This window comes from Magnetococcales bacterium (genome assembly GCA_015231925.1).
Taxonomy (GTDB): Bacteria; Pseudomonadota; Magnetococcia; order Magnetococcales; family JADGAQ01; genus JADGAQ01.
The window spans coordinates 1-21,239 of the sequence record JADGAQ010000060.1 but is presented as its reverse complement, the minus strand read 5'-3'; the positions used below and the strand labels follow the sequence as shown (position 1 = coordinate 21,239).

The following is a 21,239-nucleotide window of genomic DNA, read 5'->3' as shown; positions in this document are numbered from 1 at the left end:
GATGCAGGATGTTGCAGATGGCGCTGAGATAGTTGGTCTTGTAGGACCAGCCGTGGACCACGGGCAGATAGTGCCGGGCGAAGGCTTCGTGCAGACGGCGCACATTCTCCCTCAGTTGCCGTTCGGAGGCGATGAACAGGGGTGAGCCGAAGCGGCTCATCAGATGTTCCACATCGACGCCGTCGATGTGCCGCAGGCTGTTGTCCCGCAGGCTGCGGCGTCCGAACTTGCTGTTGTCATGCCGATGGGGGGTGATGTAGGGCGGTTCCCAGGGGCGGCGTGGTCCGGTATTCTCGGCCATCACGATCTCCCGATCAAATTGCGTGGGGCGTTCTTCTCTCCGGGGGCAATCAGCACGCCATCGACCATCATGGCTTGGAACTGCTCCAGAGAGGTGATCAGCTCTTCGGCATAACGAATGAACAGGGTGCCGGGCTTGGGACTGGGCAGACCGGTGGGATGCTCCCCGGCAATCTGTCTCAGCAGGAGCTGGGGCAGGTTGCAGCCGACGCCCTTGGTCAGATAGACCCAGGCGGGAAAGCGCGGATTGATCTCGATCAGATAGAGACGACCGTCATCACCGCGCAAGGCTTCGACCTCCAGCGGTCCCTGCCAGTTCAATCCTTCCATGATGATGCGGCCCATGCGTTCCAACTCGTCGTCCCGGATGGAGATGCCGGCCCAGGCCTTGCCCTTGTTGGTCAGGGCGCGTTTGCGCATCATCACCGGGCCCAGCATGTTGCCTTTGCCGTCTCCGACGGCGGTGAGATTGACTTCGTAGCCGCCGACGAACTGCTGCACCAGAACGGGATAGCCCCATTGCGCCGCGATGTGATGAAAGGCCGACTTGGCCTCGTCGGGACTCTCCACCACGGTGGCATCGTAGTAGATGCCCTTGACCACCAGCGGAAAGCTCCAGCCCTCCTCCCGGCAGCGGTCGAAGAAGCCGATATCGGAGACCTTCAGGGTTTCGGGCGTATCCAGATCCAGCCGGCGGCAGAGTTCGCCGAGGTTATCCTTGGCGCGGGCGCGCAGTTGCCCCAGGGTGGGAACCAGCATGCGAATGCCCTGGGAGGCGAACTGGGCCTCGTTGTGAGCGAAGGTGCTCAATTCGGCATCCAGGCAGGGGATGATCACGTCGAGCCGTTCGGTGGCGTGGATCTCCACCAGACGTTCCCACTGTCCTTCACTGCCGACGGAAGGATAGGGCAGCAGATAGCTGGCGTCGAAGATGGCGGCGTTGTACAGGCCCGGATCGAGGACTTCGTAGCCGAGTCCGATCAGCCGTCCCGAAAAGCCGACCGATTCCCGCAGGCAACGAGCGACTGCCAGACCGGGTCCGGGATTGTCGGGACGGGCATTGACCCCCGTGATGCCGACTGTCCAGTTGCGCCAGTCGGGTTTGATGCAGGAGAGGTGTTTCATGCCAGGTAGCGGGACAACTGGCGAATGAAGACTTCGACACCGCCCAGCACGACGTCGACCGGTACGTCATAACGTTTGGACAGCTCATCCACCGTGGCTTCGATGCTGCCGTTGGCCAGCAGCAGCTCCACGGTGTCGATGCCGGTGTGATTGACGGTGAAGCTTTGGCCGGAGCGCGGGTCGAAGGCAAACCCGTTGGCGCTGATGGCCAGAGCGGGCAGTCGGTCCTTTCCGATCAGATCACGCAAGATATCCCCAAGCTCGGCAGACATGTAAACAAACCTCGATCGAACAAACCGGATAATGCAGAACAGAGCCCTTTGCCATCCCCTTTCCCCCGCCGGAATGCAGCGGGGGAAAGGGGTGAGGCGTCAACGCGGCGGGGTGATGTTGGTAGGTGGCAACCCGGTCGGGGCGGGAGCCGCCGCAACCGGCGTGGTGGCTGCCGGGCGGGGGCCGCCGAGGGTGGCGCCCGCCGTGGGGGCCTGATTGGGGGCTGGCAGAACCTTGCCCACCTGATCGCGAAGCTGCACCACGCCACCGGGAGGCGGAGGGGCCATGGCGGGTCCGACGGGTGCCGGTCCGGGACCGGAAGGGGGACGAATGGCCGAAAAGCCGCCGGACAGGGGCAAGCCGGCAGGCATGCCGATGGGAGGAGCCATCATCGGCGCCATCATCGGGGCGCCGCCGACGGGCGGTTTGCCTGCAACCGGTCCCATGCCGGGACCGCCGCCGGGACCACCGCCGGGACCACCGCCGGGACCGCCGGGGGCCATCTGAGGAGCCCCTGCGGGACCAACCGGCGGAGCTGCGGGACCGACGGCTGGTTCTTTCCCGGAGCTTCCACCGACCTGGGCTTGGGAGCGTCCGCCAGCCCAGGCGCCGGGGCCCTGGTTCCCCGATCCGCTTTTGGATGTGTCGCTCGGAGCGCGGGTTTGCTGCCCCATGTTACCCATGGCCGGAGCGGGTGTGTTGATCATCGGCGGTTGGGCAAAACTGGGCACCTGCGCGGAACGACCCTGTGACACTTCATGGGAGCCGCTCTTGTTGCGCAGATCCACGGCGCCTTCCTGAACGGAAACGTTCAGTCCCTTGTCCACGCCAACGGAAAAATTGGTGCCCTTGACCGTCAGCACGGCGAACTTGGTGCGCATCTGATAATTCTTTCCGGACTCCTTGCCGATGCGTCCGGTACGGGCCGAAAAGTTGCCGCTGGTCAGGTTCAGGATGCAGCGGTTGTTTTCGATATCCCCCAGTTTATAGGCATATTCCTCAAGAATGAAGGAGGAGTTCGGGTAGATGCTGAGATAGCCGCCGTCGCTGAAGCGGATTTGGGCTTCTCCCTCCTTGGCATGAACCGTGTCGCCGGGATAGAGGGCGTCACCTCGCGCCAAGGGCTGCTCCAGCCATTCATTCTGGCGCACCACGATGACGTTGCCCTGTAAGGCCAGAACCCAGGCGGCCCCTTCTTTGTCAGCCGCTTCGGCAGGGGCCGGAAGGATTGCAAACAGGGCGAGAAGAAGCAGCCAGGCTGCGAGAAGGGAGTGACGACGAATGGAGACGATCAGCGTATCGTTCATTTCGAGAAGGTCCATTGCAGTGCCAGAGTGGCGTTCAGCCTGTCGTAGGCGTACATGTCCAGATTGGAGTCACAGTGCGTGTAGGAGACCTTGGGGATCAGGTGGAAATCCTTCCCCAGGGACTGGTCCGCGCTCAAGACCCCCTGAAGCTGATTGTCGGTTCGGGTCTGGAAGTAAAGGGGGTCATCCGCAGCGTGATGGCGGTATTCATAGGCCAGGGAAGCCGAAAGGGAGAGGTCGGGGTTGACCGTATAGCCGGTTCCCAGATTGGCTCCGACCAGATTGAACCCGACGTTTTTGGCTCCGGTATCGTGGGCGCTCTCCTGTCCGCCGTAGAGCCCCTGGGAAAAGCTGAAGGCGCTGTCGGTCAGCTTCATGGAGTGGGTCACGCCCAGGGCCACGCGGTGGACGTTGTTGGAGGGGTAGTCCGGATAGGAGGTGTCGATGTATTGCAGATAGCCTCCCAGGGAGTTGCTCTCCATGGGATGGGTGTAGGTGAGCTGGGCACCCCAGTAGCGTTGCAGAAGGGTGCCTTCCGACTGGTAGTCCTGGAAGTAGAACACGGGTGTGACGGTGTCCTTGCCGACGGGCAGCGCAACGCCGGCGTAGGCGTTGCCGTAGCCCTCCTCCTTGTCCTTGCGATCGTTGGCCAGGGATTGGTGCAGGCTCATACCGCCCAACAGGGTCTGGCCGCCATCCAGGGTGTGGGTGACGTTGAGTAGGCCACTCAGGGTTCCCACCCAGTCCCGCTCCTGCTCGTAGGTGCCAAGGGAGATGGGAAAGGTCGTGGAATAGGCGGGAATGATGTAGGTGCCGTCATTGGGACCGACGGTGATGTTGGTGTCCCGGCCGTAGGCCACCTGGACATGTCCCTGCCAATGGGTCTTGCCGGTGGGTTGCGCGCCCGTCGTTGCAGCCGGAGCCGCAGCCGGAGGCGCGGCGACCGGGGCGGTCATGGTGCGCCACTCGTAAACCAGGAAGGGCGAGAGTTGATCCAGGTTCAGATTGGCCGCCTGGGCCAGACCCCGGGTGGTATCCCCGGCTTTGTAAAGGGTCATGGCCAGAAGCAGACGGGCGGTTTCATTGCCCGGCTGGTTCATCAGCACCCGTTCCAGGGGAAACAGGGCGGCTTCCGGATCGTTGCTGTGGAACAGAGCCGAGCCCAGAACCAGGTCATAGGCCGGGTCGCCCGCAAAGCGCGCTTCAAAAGGGGTGAGTGCGGCCACGGCCCGGGCATACTCTCCGGCCACCAGGTGATTGACTCCCGGAGTCCAGGGCGGAGTCGTTTCATCACCTCCCCAGGCCTGACAGGGCAGCGACGCCAGCAGCAGGAGGAGGTAACGTCTTCTCCCTCCAATGGATTTTTTGCAGACCATGATTGCCTCTCAATAGGAATTATCGTATGGAAATTTCCCGGTTCCCCGAAATTCAAGACACATCCCCCCGCCTTGTGTCTGTTTTGCCGGCGGTATGGGTTGCTTTCGCTACAGGTGCAAATTCCTCGCATTCGTTCAGTTTACGTGGCTTCTTCGTTTTTTGCAAGGAAGATCAAGGAAAGTTTGTCTTAGGAGGGGCTGATTCGGGATGACGGGGGTGTGGCTTGTCTAATAAAAGTTATTGATATCGACATATAAAATAACATTAAATAGAATATGTTTTAAATTAATCATGTGGCCCGGTGGAAATGGCGACAGAATAGAGGTTGCGCAACGCAATCCGCTCCCTTGTCCTGCACATTATCCTTGCCGGTATCACTTTCGACCCCAGACATCCGGAGCCGCGCCGTCCAGCAGGACATGACAGGCGGTGCAACCGCCTTGCAGTTCGTCCAGTGCCCGCAGAACCGCCTCGGAACTTCCCCGTCCTTCGACCTGGTCCAGGGAAGCCTGATGCAGATCCTTCATCGACTTCACACAGTGATCGGCCATTTTTTCAAACGATTCCGCATTGAATTTCGGCTGAGCCCCATCGTGATCCTTCTGCATGGAGGTCGCCTCGGCGGCATGCAGATCCATGGGGCCGAGAAGCCCGAAGGTGTTGCGCAAGGCCGTGACGTGCCGGGTCAGGTTGTGGCTGTATTTAAAGCTCTGAGTCGATAACTGGCGAATGGCGTCGGCGTGCAGTCGCAACAGGGTGACCACCGATTGGACATAGACCTGCCTCTGGGTGGTGCGTTCTGCCTGAAGCGGTGCAAACGGCACCAGCCCGCAGAGCAGACCAATCACCACCGTCCTTCCCCAACCGATGCGGGGGAAGCTTCCCTGCGGCAACTCGTTCACGGAGGACGACTCTTTCCCGGCGGATTTGTTCATGGCAACCTCGCGAAACAGCGATTCATTTTCCGGTGGCTTCCGTCCCCTCCGGCTCCCTGGGCTCGTTATGCACCAGTCCGGCATGGCAATCGATGCAGGTCTGGGCGCCGTCCTTCATGGTGCGTTCGTGTTTGCTGGCGGCAAAACGACTCTGATCGGCAAACTGCATGCTTTCGTAAGTGTGGCACTGGCGACACTCCTTGGAGTCCCGCTCCTTCATGGTTTTCAAGACGTTCTGGGCCAGGCGGTAGCGGGCCTTTTCGAAGGAGGCGGCATCCGGATAGGTGCCGATGACATGATGGTAGAGGTGGCGTCCTCCCACCAGGATCTTGTCCAGCAGTTTGTCCAGATAGTCCCCCGCTCCTTTGCCGTGGGGTACATGGCAGTTGGAGCAGATCACCCGAACCCCCGAGGGGTTCTTGTAGTGGGTACTCTTCTGATACTCCTGGTAGACGCCGTCCATTTCATGGCAGGAGGTACACATTTCCAGGCTGTTGGTGTAGCCATCCATGAGGAACAGATGAAAGAAGGCAAAAGCCAACAGACCCACCACCAAACCGCCCGCGAAGATCAGTCCGATCTTCATGGCTGCCAACCGGTTCGATCCCGGATCCGCCCCCTGGATGGATGCCACCTCGGACCTCCTCTTCGTCGCAAACCAAACGTCCCCAGGACCAATGACACCCTTTCCGCTACGGGAGGAAACCGTTGAACCCGTTCCCGGAAGGGGGTGATACCTTTAAAAAATTTGCTTTCATTATGAATTTTTGATGCGCCTCCTGCAAGCTCTTTTTCGCCTTCGGAGCGGCCTGGAGAGTGGTTTCCACAAAAAAAGGGGAGGCGATTCCCCTCCCCTTTCTTCAAGGATGATGCAGACCGGTGTCTTATTGATCGTGGCTGTACTGGGCGGCCAGTCTCTGCACTTCCGGGTTGTCCATATAGGAGGCGTACTGCCGATCCTCTTCCAGGATATGCCTGGTCAGCCAGTTGACCAGAAAGAGGACCACCTCATCGATTACCGCATTGCGCGACTCCTCGTCCCTCGCTTTTTGAAAGCGGGAGCGAAACTCGCAGAGATTCTCCCGGATCTTGTCGTGCAGCACTTCGTGGTCGTCCAGAATCGGGTATCCCGCCTTGCGCATCAGGCGCTCTTCGAAGCGGAAATGGCTGGTGACGTACCCTTTCAGCTGAAAAAACAGATCATCCAACACGCTTTCCGTCTGCTGCTCATGCACCGCATCCATCAACAGGCCGAACATATGAAACAGCCGCCTGTGCTGGTCATCGATGGGTGCGACGCCAACGCTGAATTCCGGTCGCCACATGGATCGTTCCTCCCTTGAATTTTTTTATGTAAAAATGGAGCTTAACCAAGCTGCGCAATGAATTCTAATCAATATTTTTTATTGAAAAACGGCCAGGTTGATCCACACGTCGCCCTATGCAGACGCTGCGGTTTGCGCTACCTTTTGAGAGGTGGTCTCCAGGCTGTTATTTCGGGAAGGGTAATGCCATGAGAAATTCGGGCCGGGATCCCATGCTGGATCTGATCCGCAAGATGAGAGCCGTAACCGGCATCAAGCCGATTCCCCTGTCGGACAGGGAGGCCCGCCTGCCCTTTGCGGCGCTGGGGCAGGTCTTTTCCGCCGAGAACCGGGCAAGGGATAAGGTGCGGCGGCAGAGTGTGGCGGTCCGGAGCGTCAAACCCGCCGCCCAGGTGGTCCAGGTGGCCCCGGTGGTTCGGCAGGCCCCGGTGGCGGCCCCCCCTCCTCCGCAGCAGGTTGTCTCCCCTCCTCCCCCGGAAGAAAAAACTCTCGACTGGCGCAAGGTGGTGCAAATCTCCGCCTACATGCGCAACAAGGGGCGTTGACGGATGCCCCCTTCTCTGTTGGACCATCCGGCCATCGGAAGAATTCTTTTTCATCCCAGGGGCGTCTCCCCCTTCGAGGCCGGGCAGACAACCCGGAGCCTGCGCTTTCCCGTGGCCGAGGGGGTTGCCCTGGCGGGACGACTGCATCGAGCGGAAACGGAGGGGGCGCCGACCCTCCTCTTCTGGCACGGCAACGGCGAAATCGCCGCCGACTACGACGACATCGCCGCCATCTACACCCGATTGGGCCTGAACTTCCTGGTGGTGGACTATCGGGGTTACGGCGAAAGCGACGGCCACCCCACCGCCTCCGCTCTGCTGGCCGATGCCGTGACGGTCTTCCGGCAGATGCCCGATGTGTTGCGTCGGGAGGGACTCGGCAGCGGACCCCTCTTCGTCATGGGGCGCTCCCTGGGTTCCGCCGCCGCCATCGAAACCGCCCATCGGGAGCAGCCCCTGCTGGCCGGATTGATCCTGGAGAGCGCCTTCGCCTTCACCGTGCCCCTGATCACCCGCCTGAGCGGCTTTACTCCCCAAGGTTTGACGGAGGATCAGGGCTTCGGCAACCACCGCAAGATGGCCGATCTGACCCTGCCGATTCTGATCCTGCACGGGGAAATGGACGAGATCATCCCGATGAGCGACGCTTATGCCCTCTTCGAGGCCTCTCCGGCTTCGCGCCGGAAACGGGTGATCATTGCCGACAGCGGCCACAACGACCTGATGTGGGTGGGACAGGCGATCTACTTTCAGGCCATCGCCGACTTTGTTTCGTCGGGGGGTGGTCAGGGATTGCCACCCCCACCCAGCACCTTGTAAAGCTGAATGCGGGCGGAGATGGCCTGTTTCTCCGCCGCCAGCGCCTGGGAACGCGCCAGAAGTACGGCGCGTTCGCTCTCCAGCAGCTCGGCCTTGCCGTCCAGTCCCGCCTTGAGGCGCTTGCCCGTCAGGGAGAGCTGCTCTTCCCGAGAGAGGAGCGCCTCGTGCAGGGAGTGTTTCCTCTGCCGTATCGATTTTTGTACCGCAAGGGATTCCGCCACCTCGCGGAAACCCTGCTGCACGGCTTTTTCATAGCTGGCGAGCAGCCCGTCCCGTTCCGCTGCGGCGGCCATCTCCTCCTGCTGCTTGCGTTTGATATCGAAGATGGGCAGCGTCACCGAGGGCAGAAAGCTCCAGGCGCCGCTTCCCGCCGCGAAGAGTCCGTCCAGGGCGTGACTCGCCGTGCCGCCGCTCGCCGTCAAGGCGATGCGGGGCAGATAGTTGGCGCGGGCGGCGGCCACATCGCCGTTGGCGCCCTGCAGCTTCTTCTCTGCGGCAACGATATCGGGACGTTTGAGCAGGAGACCCGACGGTAAATCCGCCGACAAGGGCCGGTCCAGGTCGATGTCCCGCAACGGCGGCCATGTTTCCGCCAGACCGTCGGGTCGGGTCAGCAGCAGCTCCAGGGCGTTGCGGGCGCTTTCCCGGATCCGCACCGCCTCGGCCAGATCGGCGCGGGCGCTCTCCAGGGCCACCTCCGCTTCGGTAACCTGGCGGCGCGAGGCCAACCCCTCCCCTCCCCGTCGCCGGGTCAGGTTCAGGCTCGACTCCCGATTCGCTACCAGCGCCGTCGACAGCTCGACCCGCTCCACCGCCTCCCTCCAGGAGACGAAGGCCTCGGCCACCGAGGCGATCAATACCACCCGCACGGCGCGCAAAGCCTCTTCGCTGGCCAGGAAACGTGCCTCTTCCGCTGCGTCCAGACTGGCCAGACGCCCCCAGAGATCGATCTCGAAGCTGCTCAAGGTCAGGCCCGTATCCAGACGGTGGGTCAGAGAGACCTGCTTGTTGCTGTTGAGATCCCCCGGTGTGCGCGAGGCGGAGAGGGAGAGGTTGCCTTGAATGCCGGGCCAGCGGTTGCTTTCGGCCACACCCGCCAGAGCGGCGGCTTTGCGCACCCGGCTGGCGGCCAGGCGCAGATCCCGGTTGTTTTCCAGGGCGATGGCGATCAGGTCCGCCAGACCGGCGTGGCCGTAGAATTCACGCCACTCCGGCAGCTTATCCTCATCCTCCGGGTTCTCCTCCAGGGCGGCGGTCGGCCACTGCGCGGGGATGGAAAGCTCCAGCGCCGGATCGGGGAGATTCATCAGGCTGCAGGCGGTCAATCCCAGAATGGCCAGCAGGCTGCCCAGCGCGATTCTCGTCATGGTTGTTCTTCCGGCAAAGGGGAGGCCTCTTCGGGACGGTGTCTTTTCTCCGGAAAGAGCTTGCGCACCAGAACGAAAAGCAGCGGTACCAGAAAGACACCCAGGAGGGTGGCGGCGATCATGCCTCCCATGACGCCGGTGCCGATGGCGCGGCGTCCGGCGGCCCCGGCTCCGCTGGAGACGGCCAGCGGGAAGACGCCGAAGATGAAGGCCAGGGAGGTCATCACGATGGGGCGGAAGCGCAGACGGCAGGCCTCCAGCGCGGCTTTGATCAGGGGTTGTCCCGCGCTCTGCTGGGAGCGGGCGAACTCCACGATCAGGATGGCGTTTTTCGCCGCCAGACCGATGATGGCCACCAGCCCCACCTTGAAATAGACATCGTTGGGCATGCCCCGCGCCATGACGGCCAGTACCGCGCCCAGAATGCCCACCGGAGTGATCAGCAGGGCGGCGAAGGGAATCGACCAGCTTTCGTAAAGGGCGGCCAGGCAGAAGAAGACCACCAGCATGGAGAGCCCGAAGAGCATGGGGGCCTGACTGCCGGAGAGGCGTTCCTCGTAGGAGGTGCCCGCCCATTCGTAACCGATGCCCGGCGGAAGCTGTTTGGCCAGCCGTTCGATGGCGGCCATGGCCTCGCCGGTCGAATGGCCGGGAGCGGGATTGCCGGCCAGCTTCATGGCGGGCATGCCGTTGAAACGGTCCAGTTTCGGAGAGAGGGCCGTCCAGCGGCTGGTACAGAATTCACCCAGGGGCACCAGTTCGCCGCCGCGATTGCGCACCCTGACCTGTAATATCGCCTCCGGCGAGGTGCGCACCGAGGCGTCGGCCTGCATCTGCACCCGCAGATTGCGGCCGTTGCGGTTGAAGTCGTTGATGTAGCCCACTCCGAGGGTGGTTTGCAGGGTCTGGTTGAGGTCGGCGATGTCGATGCCCATGGCCTGGGCCTTGACGCGATCGATCTCCAGCATCAGTTGCGGGGCCGGTTCCTGTCCTTCGGGGCGGACCCCGGCCAGGACCGGATCCTGACCGGCCATGCCCAGCAACTGGTTGCGGGCCTCGATGAGCCGTTCGCGGCCCAGACCGGCGCGGTCCTGAATGCGGATGTCGAAACCGCCCACGGCGGCCAGTTCCGGAATCGGCGGCACGTTGATGGCGAAGATCATCGACTGGTTGATGCCGGAGAGGTTGCGGTTGGCCCGCTGCACCACGGCGGTGGCCTGATGCTGCGCGTCCAGACGATCGTCCCAGGGTTTGAGGCGCACGAAGGTGATGGCGGCGTTCTGCCCGCGACCGAAGAAGCTGAATCCGGCGACGCCGACGATTTTTTCCACCTCCGGTTGGGAGAGGTAGTACTTCTCCACCTGGGAGAGAATCTCGATGGTGCGGGCCTGGGTGGCCCCCGGAGGCAGTTGCATGATGGTGAGGAAATAGCCCTGATCCTCCTCCGGCAGAAAGCCTCCGGGCAGGCGCAGGAAGAGCCAGCCCATGGCTCCCACCAGGATCAGATAGACCAGGAAAGCGCGCACCGGACGCTTGAGCACGCCGTTCACGCTTTTGCCGTAGCCCCGGGTCAGACGGGTGAAGAATCGGGCGAAGAGGCCTTTGTGAACGGCGTCCTTGCGGTGCAGCAGGTTGGCGCAGAGGGCCGGGGTCAGGGTCAGGGCCATGAGGGCCGAAAAGAGCATGGTCAGCACCAGGGTGACGGCGAACTGGCGATAGATGGCCCCCACGCTGCCCGCGAAGAAGGCCATGGGCACGAAGACCGCCGAAAGCGACAGGGTGATGCCGATGATGGCCGAGGTGATCTGCCCCATGGCCTTGTGGGTGGCTTGGTGGGGGGTGAGATGCTCCTCGGACATGACCCGTTCCACGTTTTCCACCACCACGATGGCGTCGTCCACCACGATGCCGATGGCCAGCACCATGGCGAAGAGGGTCAACACGTTCACCGAATAGCCGAGCAGGTAGATGCCCACCAGGGCCCCGGTCAGGGCCACGGGCACCACCACCGCCGGAATGAAGGTGGCCCGCAGACTGCCCAGGAAGAGGTACATGACCAGAAAGACCAGACCCACCGCCTCGGCCAGGGTGACCATCACCTCATGGATGGAGATCTCCACGAACAGGGAGGTGTCGTAGGGAATGTCCCAGGAGATGCCCGGAGGGAAATAGCTCTGCAACTCCTGCATGCGGGCCCGCACGGCCCGAGCGGTATCGAGGGCGTTGGCGGTGGGGGCCAGCTTGACGGCGATGGCCGCCGCCGACTGCCCGTTGAGCCGGGCGCGGATGTTGTAGTCCTGGGCCCCCAACTCCACCCGCGCCACGTCTTTGAGCAGCACGCGGGAGCCGTCCGGCTTGACCCGCAACAGGATGTTTTCGTACTCCTCCAGACTGCTCAACCGGCCACGGGTGACGATGGGTGCGTTGAGCTGCTGTCCCGGCAGGGCGGGCAGTTGGCCCAGTTCCCCGGTGGCCAGCTCCACGTTCTGGGCCTGCACCGCGCGCAGCGCCTCGCCGGAGGAGATGCCCAGGCTGGTGAGGCGTGCCGGATCCAGCCAGATGCGCATGCTGTATTCGGTACCGAAGAGGACCGCGTCCCCCACCCCCGGCACGCGGCGCACATGTTCCAGAACGTTGGCGGCGGCGAAGCTGCCCAGATCGATGAAATCCCGGCTGTTGTCCGGGGAGAAGAGCATGACGAAGAGCAGGTAGTTGCGCCGGGATTTGACGATGCTCACCCCTTGGCGTCGCACCTCCTCCGGAAGTCGCGCCTCCACCCGCTTGATGCGGTTCTGGGCTTCCACCGAGGCCACGTCCAGATTGGTGCCGCTGGCGAAGGTGAGGTTGAGGGTCATGGCGCCCAGGCTGTCGCTGGAGGAGTCGGTGTAAAGGAGATTTTCGATGCCGTTCATCTCCTGTTCCACCAGACTGGTGACCGACTCCTCCACCACCCGCGAGTTGGCGCCGGGGTAGTTGGCGGTGATGGCCAGGGCGGGGGGGGAGACCTCCGGATACTGGGCCACCGGCAGGTTGCGCAGGGCGATCAGACCGGCGAGCAGGATCACCAGGGCGATCACCCAGGCGAAGACGGGACGGTCGATAAAGAACTTGGGCAGCATGGCCGATCCTTGAATTACGGCTTGGGTGCGACGACGGTTCCCGGACGGGCCTTCTGCAGACCTTCCAGAATGACTCGTTCCCCTTCATTCAAACCGTCCCGAATGATCCAGTCCGGTCCGGAAAAGCCCCCGGTTTTGACCGGGCGGGCCACGACCTTGTTCTCCTTGTCCACCATCAGCACCGATTGCCCCTGGGGCGTGGTTTGCACCGCCGCCTGCGGCACGGTCAGGGCCTCGCTGCGACCGGTTTCCAGGCGCACCCGCACGAACTGGCCGGGCAGCAGTTCTTGATCCGGATTGGGGAATTCGGCTCGCAGCAGCACCGATCCGGTCTGGGGATCCACCGCCATTTCGGTGAACAGCAGCCGTCCGGCGTGGGCGTAGCTGTGGGCATCGTCCAGCATCAGGGTGACTTTGGCCTCCTCCTTTGCCTGGATGGAGCCTTCCCGCAGACCGCGACGCAGTCGGGCCAGTTCGTTGCTGCTTTGGCTGAAGCTGACCTGAATGGGGTCGAGCTGTTCGATGGTGGTCAGGTGGGTGGCCGAGCCCTTGCCCACCAAAGCGCCTTCGGTGACCAGACTGCGACCGACCCGTCCGGCGATGGGCGCGGTGATGGCGGCGTAGTCCAGATCGATGCGGCTTTTGCTCAGGGTGGCCTTGGCTTCGGCCACCTGGGCCAGGGCTTTCCGGTGCAGGGCCACCGCCTGATCGTACTCCTGCCGGGTGACGGCGTTGTCGCCCACCAGGGCGGCATGACGGTCCAGGGTCTGTTTGGCCAGCACCGCCTCCGCCTCGGCTTTGGCCAGGCCCGCTTCCGCCAGTTGCACCTGGGCCTTGAGCATGCGGTCGTCAAGGCGGTAGAGGAGCGCATTGGCCTTGACCAGACTGCCTTCGGTGAAGAGACGCTTCTCCACGATACCCTCCACCCTGGCGCGCACTTCGGCGCTGCGCACGGCCAGCATCCGGCCCGGCGCTTCCTCGCTCAATGTGACCACCTGGCGCACCACGGGGACCAGGACCACGGCGGGAGGCGGCGGAGCGCCGGGGGGGCCATCCGCCCAACTCACCGCACCGGTCCACACCACCGCAAACAGAGCGCTCCACTGCAATAACCGTTTCACCCCACTCGACTCCTTGCCCGGCAAACGTGTGCGCACGATTCATTCCTTGCAATTGTTTACGTCTTTGTGAGACGGAAATCCAGGCTCGTTCAATCATCTCATTTCTGAATCCAAGCGATAGTTGCGAAAAATAATCCGTTTCTAATATTTATTAGACTATAATGTGATTACCTTTTATAGTTTCAGGACTATTCCACCAGATCCCAGTAGGGACGCGAGCCGAAACGTTCCGCCAGAAAATCGATGCAGCTGCGCACCTTGGGGGAGGTCTGGCGATGGGAGGGGTAGAGGGCGTGCAGGGTGGTTTCCGGCAGGGGATGGTCGGCCAGAAGGGTGACCAGGGTGCCCGCCTGCAGGTCGCGCCCCACCAGAAAGGTGGGCAGGATGGCGATGCCCAGTCCCTGCAGGGCGGCCATGCGCAGGGCATCCCCGTTATTGATTTTAAGGCGGTTGTTGCCGTGGCGGGTGAAACGGTCCGGATCGAAAATGCGCCACGGTCCCTGTTCGGCATCGGCCAGGGCATAGATCAGACAGTCGTGACCGGCCAGCTCCTCCGGGTCGAGCGGATGCCCCCGGCGGTTCAGATAGCCGGGCGAAGCGCAGGCCACCAGACGGATCGGCGACAGCTTGCGAGCCATCAACCGGGTATCCTGCAGCGTGCCGATGCGCACCGCCATGTCGAAGCCCTCTTCCACCAGATCCACGAAGCGATCGTTCATCACCATCTCGACCTGCAGGCGCGGGTAAAGGCCCAAAAAATCGGCCACCGCCGGAGCCAGATGCAGATGCCCGAAAGACATGGGCGCATTGAGCCGCAGCACTCCGGAGGGCTCGCTGCGCAGGTTGGCCAGGGTCTCCTCCGCAACGCTCACCTCGTTGAGGATGCGGCGACAGTTGTCGAAATAGACCCGGCCTTCCGGCGTCAGTTGCATGCGTCGGGTGGTGCGTTGCAACAGACGGCTCTGCAAACGCTCTTCCAGCGCCTGGATGTGTTTGCTCACCGCCGCTTTGGAGAGACCCAGGCGGCGCGCCGCCGCCGAAAAACTCTCCTCTTCCGCCACGCGCACGAAGACCTCCATCGCCGTGAGTCGATCCATGTCGCCCTTCTCCGTTATTGTTTCCAATTAATGAACAATATTTCCACATTTTGCTGGATTGTCAATCCAAAGCCGACGAGGTAGGCTCTGTTCCAGGGCAAGCGTTCTTGCGGAGGTTGTTCCCGGACCTTGGCTGAAAGCGATTTCATTGGCATGTTTCGGAGGAGACCATCATGATCAGGCTTCGTCCCGCCGAGGAGCGCGGTTGGGCCAACCACGGCTGGCTGGATACGCGCCACACCTTCTCCTTCGCTCACTATTACGACCCGGCCCACATGGGCTTTCGCAGTCTGCGGGTCATCAACGAGGATTGGATTCAACCGGGAACCGGCTTCGACACCCACGGCCACCGGGACATGGAGGTCATCTCCTTCCCCGTTTCCGGCAGCCTGGCCCACCGGGACTCGACGGGAGCCGTGTCGGTGATCCACCCCGGTTCGGTGCAGCGCATGAGCGCCGGGCGCGGCATTCGCCACAGCGAATACAACGCCTCGGAAACCGATGCCGCCCACTTCCTGCAAATCTGGATTCTGCCGCAGCGGGAGGGGCTGGTACCGGGCTACGAACAGCGGGATTTCGCCCCCGGGGCCTGGCGGGGAACATTCGGTCTGGTCGCCTCCCCGGACGGGGCGCAGGGTTCCCTGACGGTGCATCAGGATGTACGCCTCTACGTGCTGCAACTGGAGGCGGACCGGGAGACATCGTATGACCTGTCACCCGGTCGTCATGCCTGGGTGCAGATGGTTTCGGGCCGGATACTTCTCAACGGCAGCGCCCTCAAGTCGGGTGACGGAGCCGCCTGCAGCCAGGAGGGGGAACTTCGCCTCCGGGGTCTCGATGCGGCGCAACTGCTGCTCTTCGATCTGGCGTGAAGGCCGGGGAGGTTGCCATGAACGAACGCTTCGACCTCGTGGCCAGATTGCTGCACTGGGGTATGGCCCTGCTGCTGCTCACTCTGGTCGGGCTGGGTTTTTATGCCATCAATCTGGATTATTACCACCCGCTCTACCACCGTTCCGTGGTCTGGCACCGCTCCCTGGGGCTGGTGGCCTTTGTGGCGGTGCTGTTTCGCCTGGGTTGGCGACTGGGCCACCCACCCCCGCCCCTGCCTTCGGGAATGCCGGGCTGGGAACGGCTGGCGGCCTCCGCCACCCATTGGGCGCTCTATCTGCTGATGCTGTCTCTGCCGGTTTTCGGCTACCTGATGTCCACCGCCGACGGGCGGCCGGTGAGTTTTTTCGGTTGGTTCGAGGTGCCCCCCCTGTTGCCCCCGCTCAAGGGGCGGGAGGAGTGGACGGGAATGATCCATTTGATTCTGGCCGTGATGTTGTGCCTGCTGGTTCTCCTGCATGGGGCGGCGGCGCTCAAACATCACTTCTTCGATCGCGACGGGCTGCTGCGTCGCATGTGGTAACATCCTTTTCTTTCTTTCAAGGGGTCTGAATGATGAAAAAATTGTCTTTCGTGCACGGTGCGGTTCTGGCGGGTGCGGTTTGGTTGGCGGCCTCGCCGTCGTTCGCGGCTCCGGAAACCTACAAAATCGACTCCGGCCACTCCTTCGTCACCTTCAGCATCGCCCATCTGGGTTTCAGTCTGCTGCAGGGGCGCTTCAACACCGTGGCGGGCCAGTTCGCCATCGACACCGAGAAGAGCGAGGGGGGAAGCCTTCAGGTGACGGTCGATACCGCCTCCATCGACACCAACCATGCGGAACGGGACAAGCATCTGCGCAGCAAGGACTTCCTCGACGTGGACAGCCACCCCAAGGCCGAGTTCAAGAGCGTGCGCATCGTCGAAAAGGAGGGCAAAGCCCGGGTGGACGGGGAACTCACTTTGCACGGCGTCACCAAACCGGTCTCCTTCGAGGCGCGCTTCATCGGCAGCGGCAACGATCCCTGGGGCGGTTTCCGTCGCGGTTATGCCGGAACCCTGCATCTGAAACGCGCCGATTTCGGCATCACCCGCAACCTGGGACCGGCTGCGGAGGAGATGGATCTGGGTTTGTATATCGAGGGTGTGCGCCAATAATCGCTTGACGGGGGATATCATCATGGATGTCGCAGCCGCTATTGCCAACCGTCGTGCCGTCAAGCACTTCGATCCCAACCACACCCTGAGCGCCGAAGAGGAGGATCGTCTGCTGCAACAGGCCATGCTCTCTCCCAGCGCCTTCAACATCCAGCACTGGCGTTTCGTGGTGGTGCGGGATGCAGCCTTGCGGCAGGCGATTCGCCAGGTCTCCTGGAATCAGGCCCAGGTTACCGACGCCTCCCTGCTGATCGTGGTCTGCGCCGATATGGCCGCCTGGAGCAAGGATCCGGCCCGCTATTGGCGCAACGCGCCGCAAGAGGTGCGGGATTTCCTGGTGCCCGCCATTCACCACTACTACCAGGGCCGCGAGTCGGTGCAGCGGGACGAGGCCATGCGCTCCTGCGGCATCGCGGCCCAGACCCTGATGCTGGCCGCCCAGGGCATGGGGTACGACTCCTGTCCCATGGACGGCTTCGATTTCGACGCCGTGGCCAAATTGATCAATCTGCCGGCGGATCATCTCATCGCCCTCTTCGTCACCGTGGGCAAGTCCCTGGAACCGGCGCGTCCCCGTGGCGGCCAACTGACCCTCGACGAGGTGCGCATTCGGGACCGTTTTGGCGCTTGATCGACCGATGTAACCCTCTTGGCCTGCAATCAACCCGCAGAAGAATCTCTTCTGCGGGTTTTGCGCCATTTTTGGAATGAATCGCCGTGCTGATCGACACCCACTGCCATCTGGATCATGCCCTCTTCGACGAGGACCGCGACGCGATCCTGCAACGCAGCCGCGAGGCGGGTGTGGGCGGCTGGGTGGTGCCGGGGGTCCGGGTCGACGACCTGCCCCGCATGGCCGCCTTGACCGGACCCGGCATTCATCTCGCGCCGGGGTTGCACCCCCTCTTCGCCCTGGAACATCCCCCCGACGCCCTGCAGCAACTGGAGGCGTGGCTGAAAGGCCACCACGCCGTGGCCATCGGCGAAATCGGCCTCGACGCCATGGCTCCCCCGGAGAGCCGCCCGGCTCAGGAAGATCTCTTCCGGTCCCAGTTGGAACGCGCCAGGATCTGGGGCTTGCCCGTCCTGCTGCATGTGCGCCGGGCCCACGACGAGGCCCTGGCCATTCTGCGCCGCCACCCCCTGCCACGGGGCGGTATCGTTCACGCCTTCAGCGGCAGTGCGGAGCAGGCCAAACGCTATATCGACCTGGGTTTTCGCACCGCTTTCGGCGGCAGCCTGACCCGGCCTCGCGCCGAACGGGTGCGCCGCATCGCCACCACCCTGCCCCTGGAACTCCTGGTGCTGGAAACCGATGCCCCCTTTCTGCCCCCCTTCGGTTTCGACGGCCAGCGCAACGAACCCGCCCACCTCCTTTTGGTGGCTCGGGAACTGGCGCGGTTGCGGGAGAAGCCGTTGGAAAATATCATCGCGGTGACGGGCAATACGGCTCGATCGCTACTGGGGCTGACGGACGAGGCTTGAATGACGGCATCGGGACTGTTTGAACGCACCCGCATCCTGGTGGGTGACGAAGGGGTGGAACGCCTGCGCGCGGCCCACGTCTTTCTCGTCGGGGTGGGCGGCGTGGGCGGTTTCGCCGCCGAGGCCCTGGGAAGGGCCGGTATCGGTCGTCTGACCCTGCTGGACCACGACATCGTCGAGCCCTCCGATGTCAACCGTCAGCTTCCGGCCACCACCGAGACCCTGGGCCGGAAAAAGGTGGCCCTCGTGGGGCAGCGGCTGCAGGCCATCAATCCGGAGTGTCGTCTGGAGCTGATGGACACCTTTCTCAACCCCGACAACACCGGCGAACTGCTGGATCGCCTGGCCCCCGACCGGGTGGTGGACGCCATCGACAGCCTGAACTGCAAGGTGGGTCTGATCGTGGAAGCCTGGCAGCGCCGCATCCCGGTGTTCAGCAGCATGGGGGCCGCCGGTCGCCTCGATCCCTCGGCCATCCGGGTGGGCGACATCATGGACACCACGGTCTGCAATCTGGCGCGGGAGGTGCGCAGCCGCCTGCGCCGACGGGGCGTGGGGCGCGGGGTGACCGTGGTCTGGTCCTGCGAAACCGCAGCCGCCCACCTGCCCCCCGCTCCCGTGAGCAGTGGCCGGGACCGCGCCGTCAACGGCTCCATCAGCTACCTGCCCGCCCTCTTCGGCCTGATGCTGGCCGGAAACGTCATTCGCAGTCTTTTGACCCCTGCCCCTCTCGCGGAGAGCCGCCATGAACCTGCATAGCCTGTTCGGACTGCTGGCCCTGACCTTTCTGGCCTGGCTGCTGTCGGAACGGCGGCAGGCCGTCTCCTGGCGGGTGGTGGCCACCGGTCTGGGGCTGCAGCTCGGCATCGCCTGGATCCTGCTGGCCCTGCCCCTGTTCAAAGGTTTCTTCCTGCTGCTCAACGACGCGGTGGGCGTATTGCAGGAGGCCACCCGCAGCGGGACCGCCTTCGTCTTCGGCTACCTGGGGGGCGGCAAGGCCCCGTTCCCCGCCGAACATCCGGAAGCGGGCTTCATCCTGGCCTTTCAGGCCTTGCCTCTGGTTCTGGTGGTTTCGGCCCTCTCCGCCCTGCTTTTCCACTGGGGGGTGCTGCCCCGGGTGGTGCGGCTCTTCTCCCTTCTGCTGCAACGCACCATGGGCGTGGGCGGGGCCCTCGGTTTCGCGGCGGCGGCCAACATCTTCCTGGGCATGGTGGAGGCCCCCCTGCTGGTCAAACCCTACCTGGAACGTTTGAGCCGTAGCGAACTCTTCGCCCTGATGACCGCCGGCATGGCCACCATCGCCGGCACCATGATGGCCCTCTATGCCGGCATTCTCGGACCGGTCATCCCCGATGCCATGGGGCATATCCTGGTCGCCTCCATCATCAGCGCCCCCGCCGCCATCCTCATCGCGCTGATGCTGATTCCCGAACATGGCCCGACCACCGAGGGTGATTACTCCCCTCCCCGGCTCGACGCCACCTCCATGGACGCCATCACCCGTGGCGTTTCCGAAGGCATTCAGCTGCTGATCAACATTCTGGCCATGCTGCTGGTGCTGGTGGCACTGGTCTCTCTGGCCAACCGTCTGCTCGACGGCCTGCTGCCGGATGTGCTGGGCGCACCCCTCTCCCTGGAACGCATGCTGGGCTGGGTCATGGCCCCGGTGGTCTGGCTGACGGGCATTCCCTGGAACGAGGCCTCCGTTGCCGGTCAGCTCATGGGCAGCAAAACCGTCCTCAACGAGTTCATCGCCTACATCCAACTGGCGCAACTGCCGTCGGAGGCCCTCTCCCCCCGCAGCCGTCTGATCATGACCTACTCCCTGTGCGGCTTCGCCAACCTGGGCAGTCTGGGTATTCTCATCGGCGGCATGGGCGCCATGGTGCCCTCGCGCCGCGAAGAGATCGCCGCTCTCGGCCTGAAATCGATCCTCTCCGGCACCCTGGCCACCCTGATGACCGGCGCTGTGGTGGGCCTGCTGACTCCCGAATGAAACCCTGCGAGCAGGCACGGGTCATATTGGAAAAAGTTCCGACGAAAGTGAAAATAAATTAAACATAAAAGCAAATAAAAATATTCAACGTGTCTAAAATATGGATCAATATGATGGGCAACGTCTCGAAATGCAGGTCGAACGCGATGCGGAACGGCTTCGTGCAGGAGGAATACGACCATGATGCCCATCAATCGACTGACCGATTATGCCACGTTGTTGATGACCCATCTGGCGGTGGAGCCCCAAACCCCCCGGAGAGCCGTGGAACTGACCGCCACCATTCCATTGGCCTTCACCACCATTCGCAAGTTGCTGCAAATCCTGGCGCGACAGGGGTTGCTGATCTCCCGCAAGGGGCGACACGGCGGCTTTCTCCTGGCGCGTCCGCCTGCGGAAATCACCCTGAAACAGGTTGTCGAAGCCATGGAGGGGCCGTTGGCCTTGACCACCTGTTGCCGCTCCGGCGCGGAGTGCGCCCTTCTGGAGGCGTGTTTGCCCAAAGGCCATTGGATGCGCCTCAACGGCGCCATCAACGCCCTTCTGGAGGAGACCACTCTGGAAGATCTGCTGGCCCCGGTCAGCGCCAAAGCCTCCCCGACCTATTGAGCCGGGGACGGCAACTGTGGGATGATGCCCGCTTCTTCCCTCCCGACGGACATGTGCTGGGTGGCTCCTGAAGCGATGGCAATGAAACCGGCTGTTTCCCCACGCGGTCGCCCCCGTGACCCCGAACGCATGAGGCGTGTGCTGCAATCCGCCGCGCGGCAATTTTGCGAGCTGGGGTTCGAACGCACCAGCGTGGAGGCCGTGGCCCAGGCTTCGGGCGTCTCCAAGGTGACCATCTACAGCTATTTCCCCACCAAACAGCTCCTGTTCGAGGCGGTGGTCGAACAGTATACCGATACGGTTTTTGCCGCGCTGCCTCCCGAGCTTCTCGACCCCCGTCATCCCGAAACGGCTTTGAGCCGGATTGCCGCCCAGTTTCTCACCCTGTTCCGTTCCTATGATGTCATCGGC

23 protein-coding genes are annotated in these 21,239 nt (G+C 63.0%); 11 read left to right on the top strand and 12 right to left on the bottom strand.

The genetic code is table 11. From position 1 onward, the window contains the following. The 8 genes from HQL56_08705 to HQL56_08670 form a co-directional block, all read right to left on the bottom strand. Window positions 1-301: diaminopimelate decarboxylase (locus HQL56_08705; protein ID MBF0309593.1), on the bottom strand; the 301-nt coding region annotated here is incomplete at its 3' end. Next, the gene (locus HQL56_08700; GenBank protein ID MBF0309592.1) at window positions 301-1,425 is read right to left on the bottom strand and encodes an ATP-grasp domain-containing protein; all 1,125 of its coding nucleotides are present in this window, start codon (window positions 1,423-1,425) and stop codon (window positions 301-303) included. The genes HQL56_08700 and HQL56_08705, both read right to left, overlap by 1 nt. Further along, window positions 1,422-1,697 (bottom strand): PqqD family protein, encoded by a 276-nt coding sequence (locus HQL56_08695; protein ID MBF0309591.1) that lies wholly within the window; start codon window positions 1,695-1,697, stop codon window positions 1,422-1,424. Before HQL56_08695 ends, HQL56_08700 begins: the two co-directional genes overlap by 4 nt. 99 nt (window positions 1,698-1,796) lie before the next feature. Next, window positions 1,797-3,005, bottom strand: a complete 1,209-nt coding sequence (locus HQL56_08690; GenBank protein MBF0309590.1) for a FecR domain-containing protein — start codon at window positions 3,003-3,005, stop codon at window positions 1,797-1,799. Then, on the bottom strand, window positions 3,002-4,381 hold the full coding sequence (locus HQL56_08685) for a DUF560 domain-containing protein (protein MBF0309589.1): 1,380 nt from the start codon (window positions 4,379-4,381) through the stop codon (window positions 3,002-3,004). Before HQL56_08685 ends, HQL56_08690 begins: the two co-directional genes overlap by 4 nt. Before the next feature lie 375 nt (window positions 4,382-4,756). Next, window positions 4,757-5,317 (bottom strand): hypothetical protein, encoded by a 561-nt coding sequence (locus HQL56_08680; protein MBF0309588.1) that lies wholly within the window; start codon window positions 5,315-5,317, stop codon window positions 4,757-4,759. A gap of 22 nt (window positions 5,318-5,339) precedes the next feature. Beyond that, window positions 5,340-5,951, bottom strand: coding sequence for a NapC/NirT family cytochrome c (locus HQL56_08675; GenBank protein MBF0309587.1), 612 nt, complete (start codon window positions 5,949-5,951; stop codon window positions 5,340-5,342). A gap of 250 nt (window positions 5,952-6,201) precedes the next feature. Then, window positions 6,202-6,642 (bottom strand): hemerythrin family protein, encoded by a 441-nt coding sequence (locus HQL56_08670; protein MBF0309586.1) that lies wholly within the window; start codon window positions 6,640-6,642, stop codon window positions 6,202-6,204. Between the two features lie 188 nt (window positions 6,643-6,830). Here HQL56_08670 and HQL56_08665 point away from each other — a divergent pair, with 188 nt between their 5' ends. Both HQL56_08665 and HQL56_08660 read left to right on the top strand, forming a co-directional pair. Beyond that, entirely contained in the window at window positions 6,831-7,187 is a 357-nt protein-coding gene (locus HQL56_08665) for a hypothetical protein (GenBank protein MBF0309585.1), read from the top strand. Window positions 7,188-7,190: 3 nt separating this feature from the next. Further along, complete coding sequence (locus tag HQL56_08660) at window positions 7,191-8,006, top strand: alpha/beta fold hydrolase (GenBank protein MBF0309584.1); 816 nt, start codon at window positions 7,191-7,193, stop codon at window positions 8,004-8,006. On the opposite strand, the gene HQL56_08655 is transcribed toward HQL56_08660, so the two are convergent. The 4 genes from HQL56_08655 to HQL56_08640 form a co-directional block, all read right to left on the bottom strand. Beyond that, window positions 7,973-9,373, bottom strand: a complete 1,401-nt coding sequence (locus tag HQL56_08655) for an efflux transporter outer membrane subunit (GenBank protein MBF0309583.1) — start codon at window positions 9,371-9,373, stop codon at window positions 7,973-7,975. The two genes, HQL56_08660 and HQL56_08655, sit on opposite strands and share 34 nt — an antisense overlap. After that, window positions 9,370-12,489: a multidrug efflux RND transporter permease subunit gene (locus HQL56_08650; protein ID MBF0309582.1), complete on the bottom strand. Its 3,120-nt coding sequence runs from the start codon at window positions 12,487-12,489 to the stop codon at window positions 9,370-9,372. Before HQL56_08650 ends, HQL56_08655 begins: the two co-directional genes overlap by 4 nt. A gap of 17 nt (window positions 12,490-12,506) precedes the next feature. Next, complete coding sequence (locus HQL56_08645) at window positions 12,507-13,649, bottom strand: efflux RND transporter periplasmic adaptor subunit (protein ID MBF0309581.1); 1,143 nt, start codon at window positions 13,647-13,649, stop codon at window positions 12,507-12,509. 152 nt (window positions 13,650-13,801) lie between these two features. Further along, window positions 13,802-14,710, bottom strand: coding sequence for a LysR family transcriptional regulator (locus HQL56_08640; GenBank protein MBF0309580.1), 909 nt, complete (start codon window positions 14,708-14,710; stop codon window positions 13,802-13,804). 173 nt (window positions 14,711-14,883) lie between these two features. Between HQL56_08640 and HQL56_08635 the strand changes: the two genes are divergently transcribed. The 9 genes from HQL56_08635 to HQL56_08595 all read left to right on the top strand — a co-directional run. Next, the gene (locus HQL56_08635) at window positions 14,884-15,582 is read left to right on the top strand and encodes a pirin family protein (GenBank protein MBF0309579.1); all 699 of its coding nucleotides are present in this window, start codon (window positions 14,884-14,886) and stop codon (window positions 15,580-15,582) included. Between the two features lie 17 nt (window positions 15,583-15,599). Then, the gene (locus HQL56_08630; GenBank protein MBF0309578.1) at window positions 15,600-16,124 is read left to right on the top strand and encodes a cytochrome b; all 525 of its coding nucleotides are present in this window, start codon (window positions 15,600-15,602) and stop codon (window positions 16,122-16,124) included. A gap of 32 nt (window positions 16,125-16,156) precedes the next feature. After that, window positions 16,157-16,738: a YceI family protein gene (locus tag HQL56_08625; protein ID MBF0309577.1), complete on the top strand. Its 582-nt coding sequence runs from the start codon at window positions 16,157-16,159 to the stop codon at window positions 16,736-16,738. A gap of 22 nt (window positions 16,739-16,760) precedes the next feature. Next, a complete protein-coding gene (locus tag HQL56_08620) occupies window positions 16,761-17,369 on the top strand; it encodes a nitroreductase family protein (GenBank protein MBF0309576.1) in 609 nt (202 codons plus the stop codon). Window positions 17,370-17,455: 86 nt separating this feature from the next. Further along, a complete protein-coding gene (locus HQL56_08615) occupies window positions 17,456-18,223 on the top strand; it encodes a TatD family hydrolase (GenBank protein MBF0309575.1) in 768 nt (255 codons plus the stop codon). Further along, window positions 18,224-18,982 (top strand): tRNA threonylcarbamoyladenosine dehydratase, encoded by a 759-nt coding sequence (locus HQL56_08610; protein MBF0309574.1) that lies wholly within the window; start codon window positions 18,224-18,226, stop codon window positions 18,980-18,982. Beyond that, on the top strand, window positions 18,969-20,219 hold the full coding sequence (locus tag HQL56_08605) for a nucleoside:proton symporter (protein MBF0309573.1): 1,251 nt from the start codon (window positions 18,969-18,971) through the stop codon (window positions 20,217-20,219). The genes HQL56_08610 and HQL56_08605 overlap by 14 nt, the downstream gene beginning before the upstream one ends. Window positions 20,220-20,399: 180 nt before the next feature. Further along, window positions 20,400-20,828, top strand: coding sequence for an Rrf2 family transcriptional regulator (locus tag HQL56_08600; GenBank protein MBF0309572.1), 429 nt, complete (start codon window positions 20,400-20,402; stop codon window positions 20,826-20,828). 81 nt (window positions 20,829-20,909) lie between these two features. After that, the coding region (locus HQL56_08595; protein ID MBF0309571.1) for a TetR/AcrR family transcriptional regulator at window positions 20,910-21,239 on the top strand (330 nt) is incomplete at its 3' end.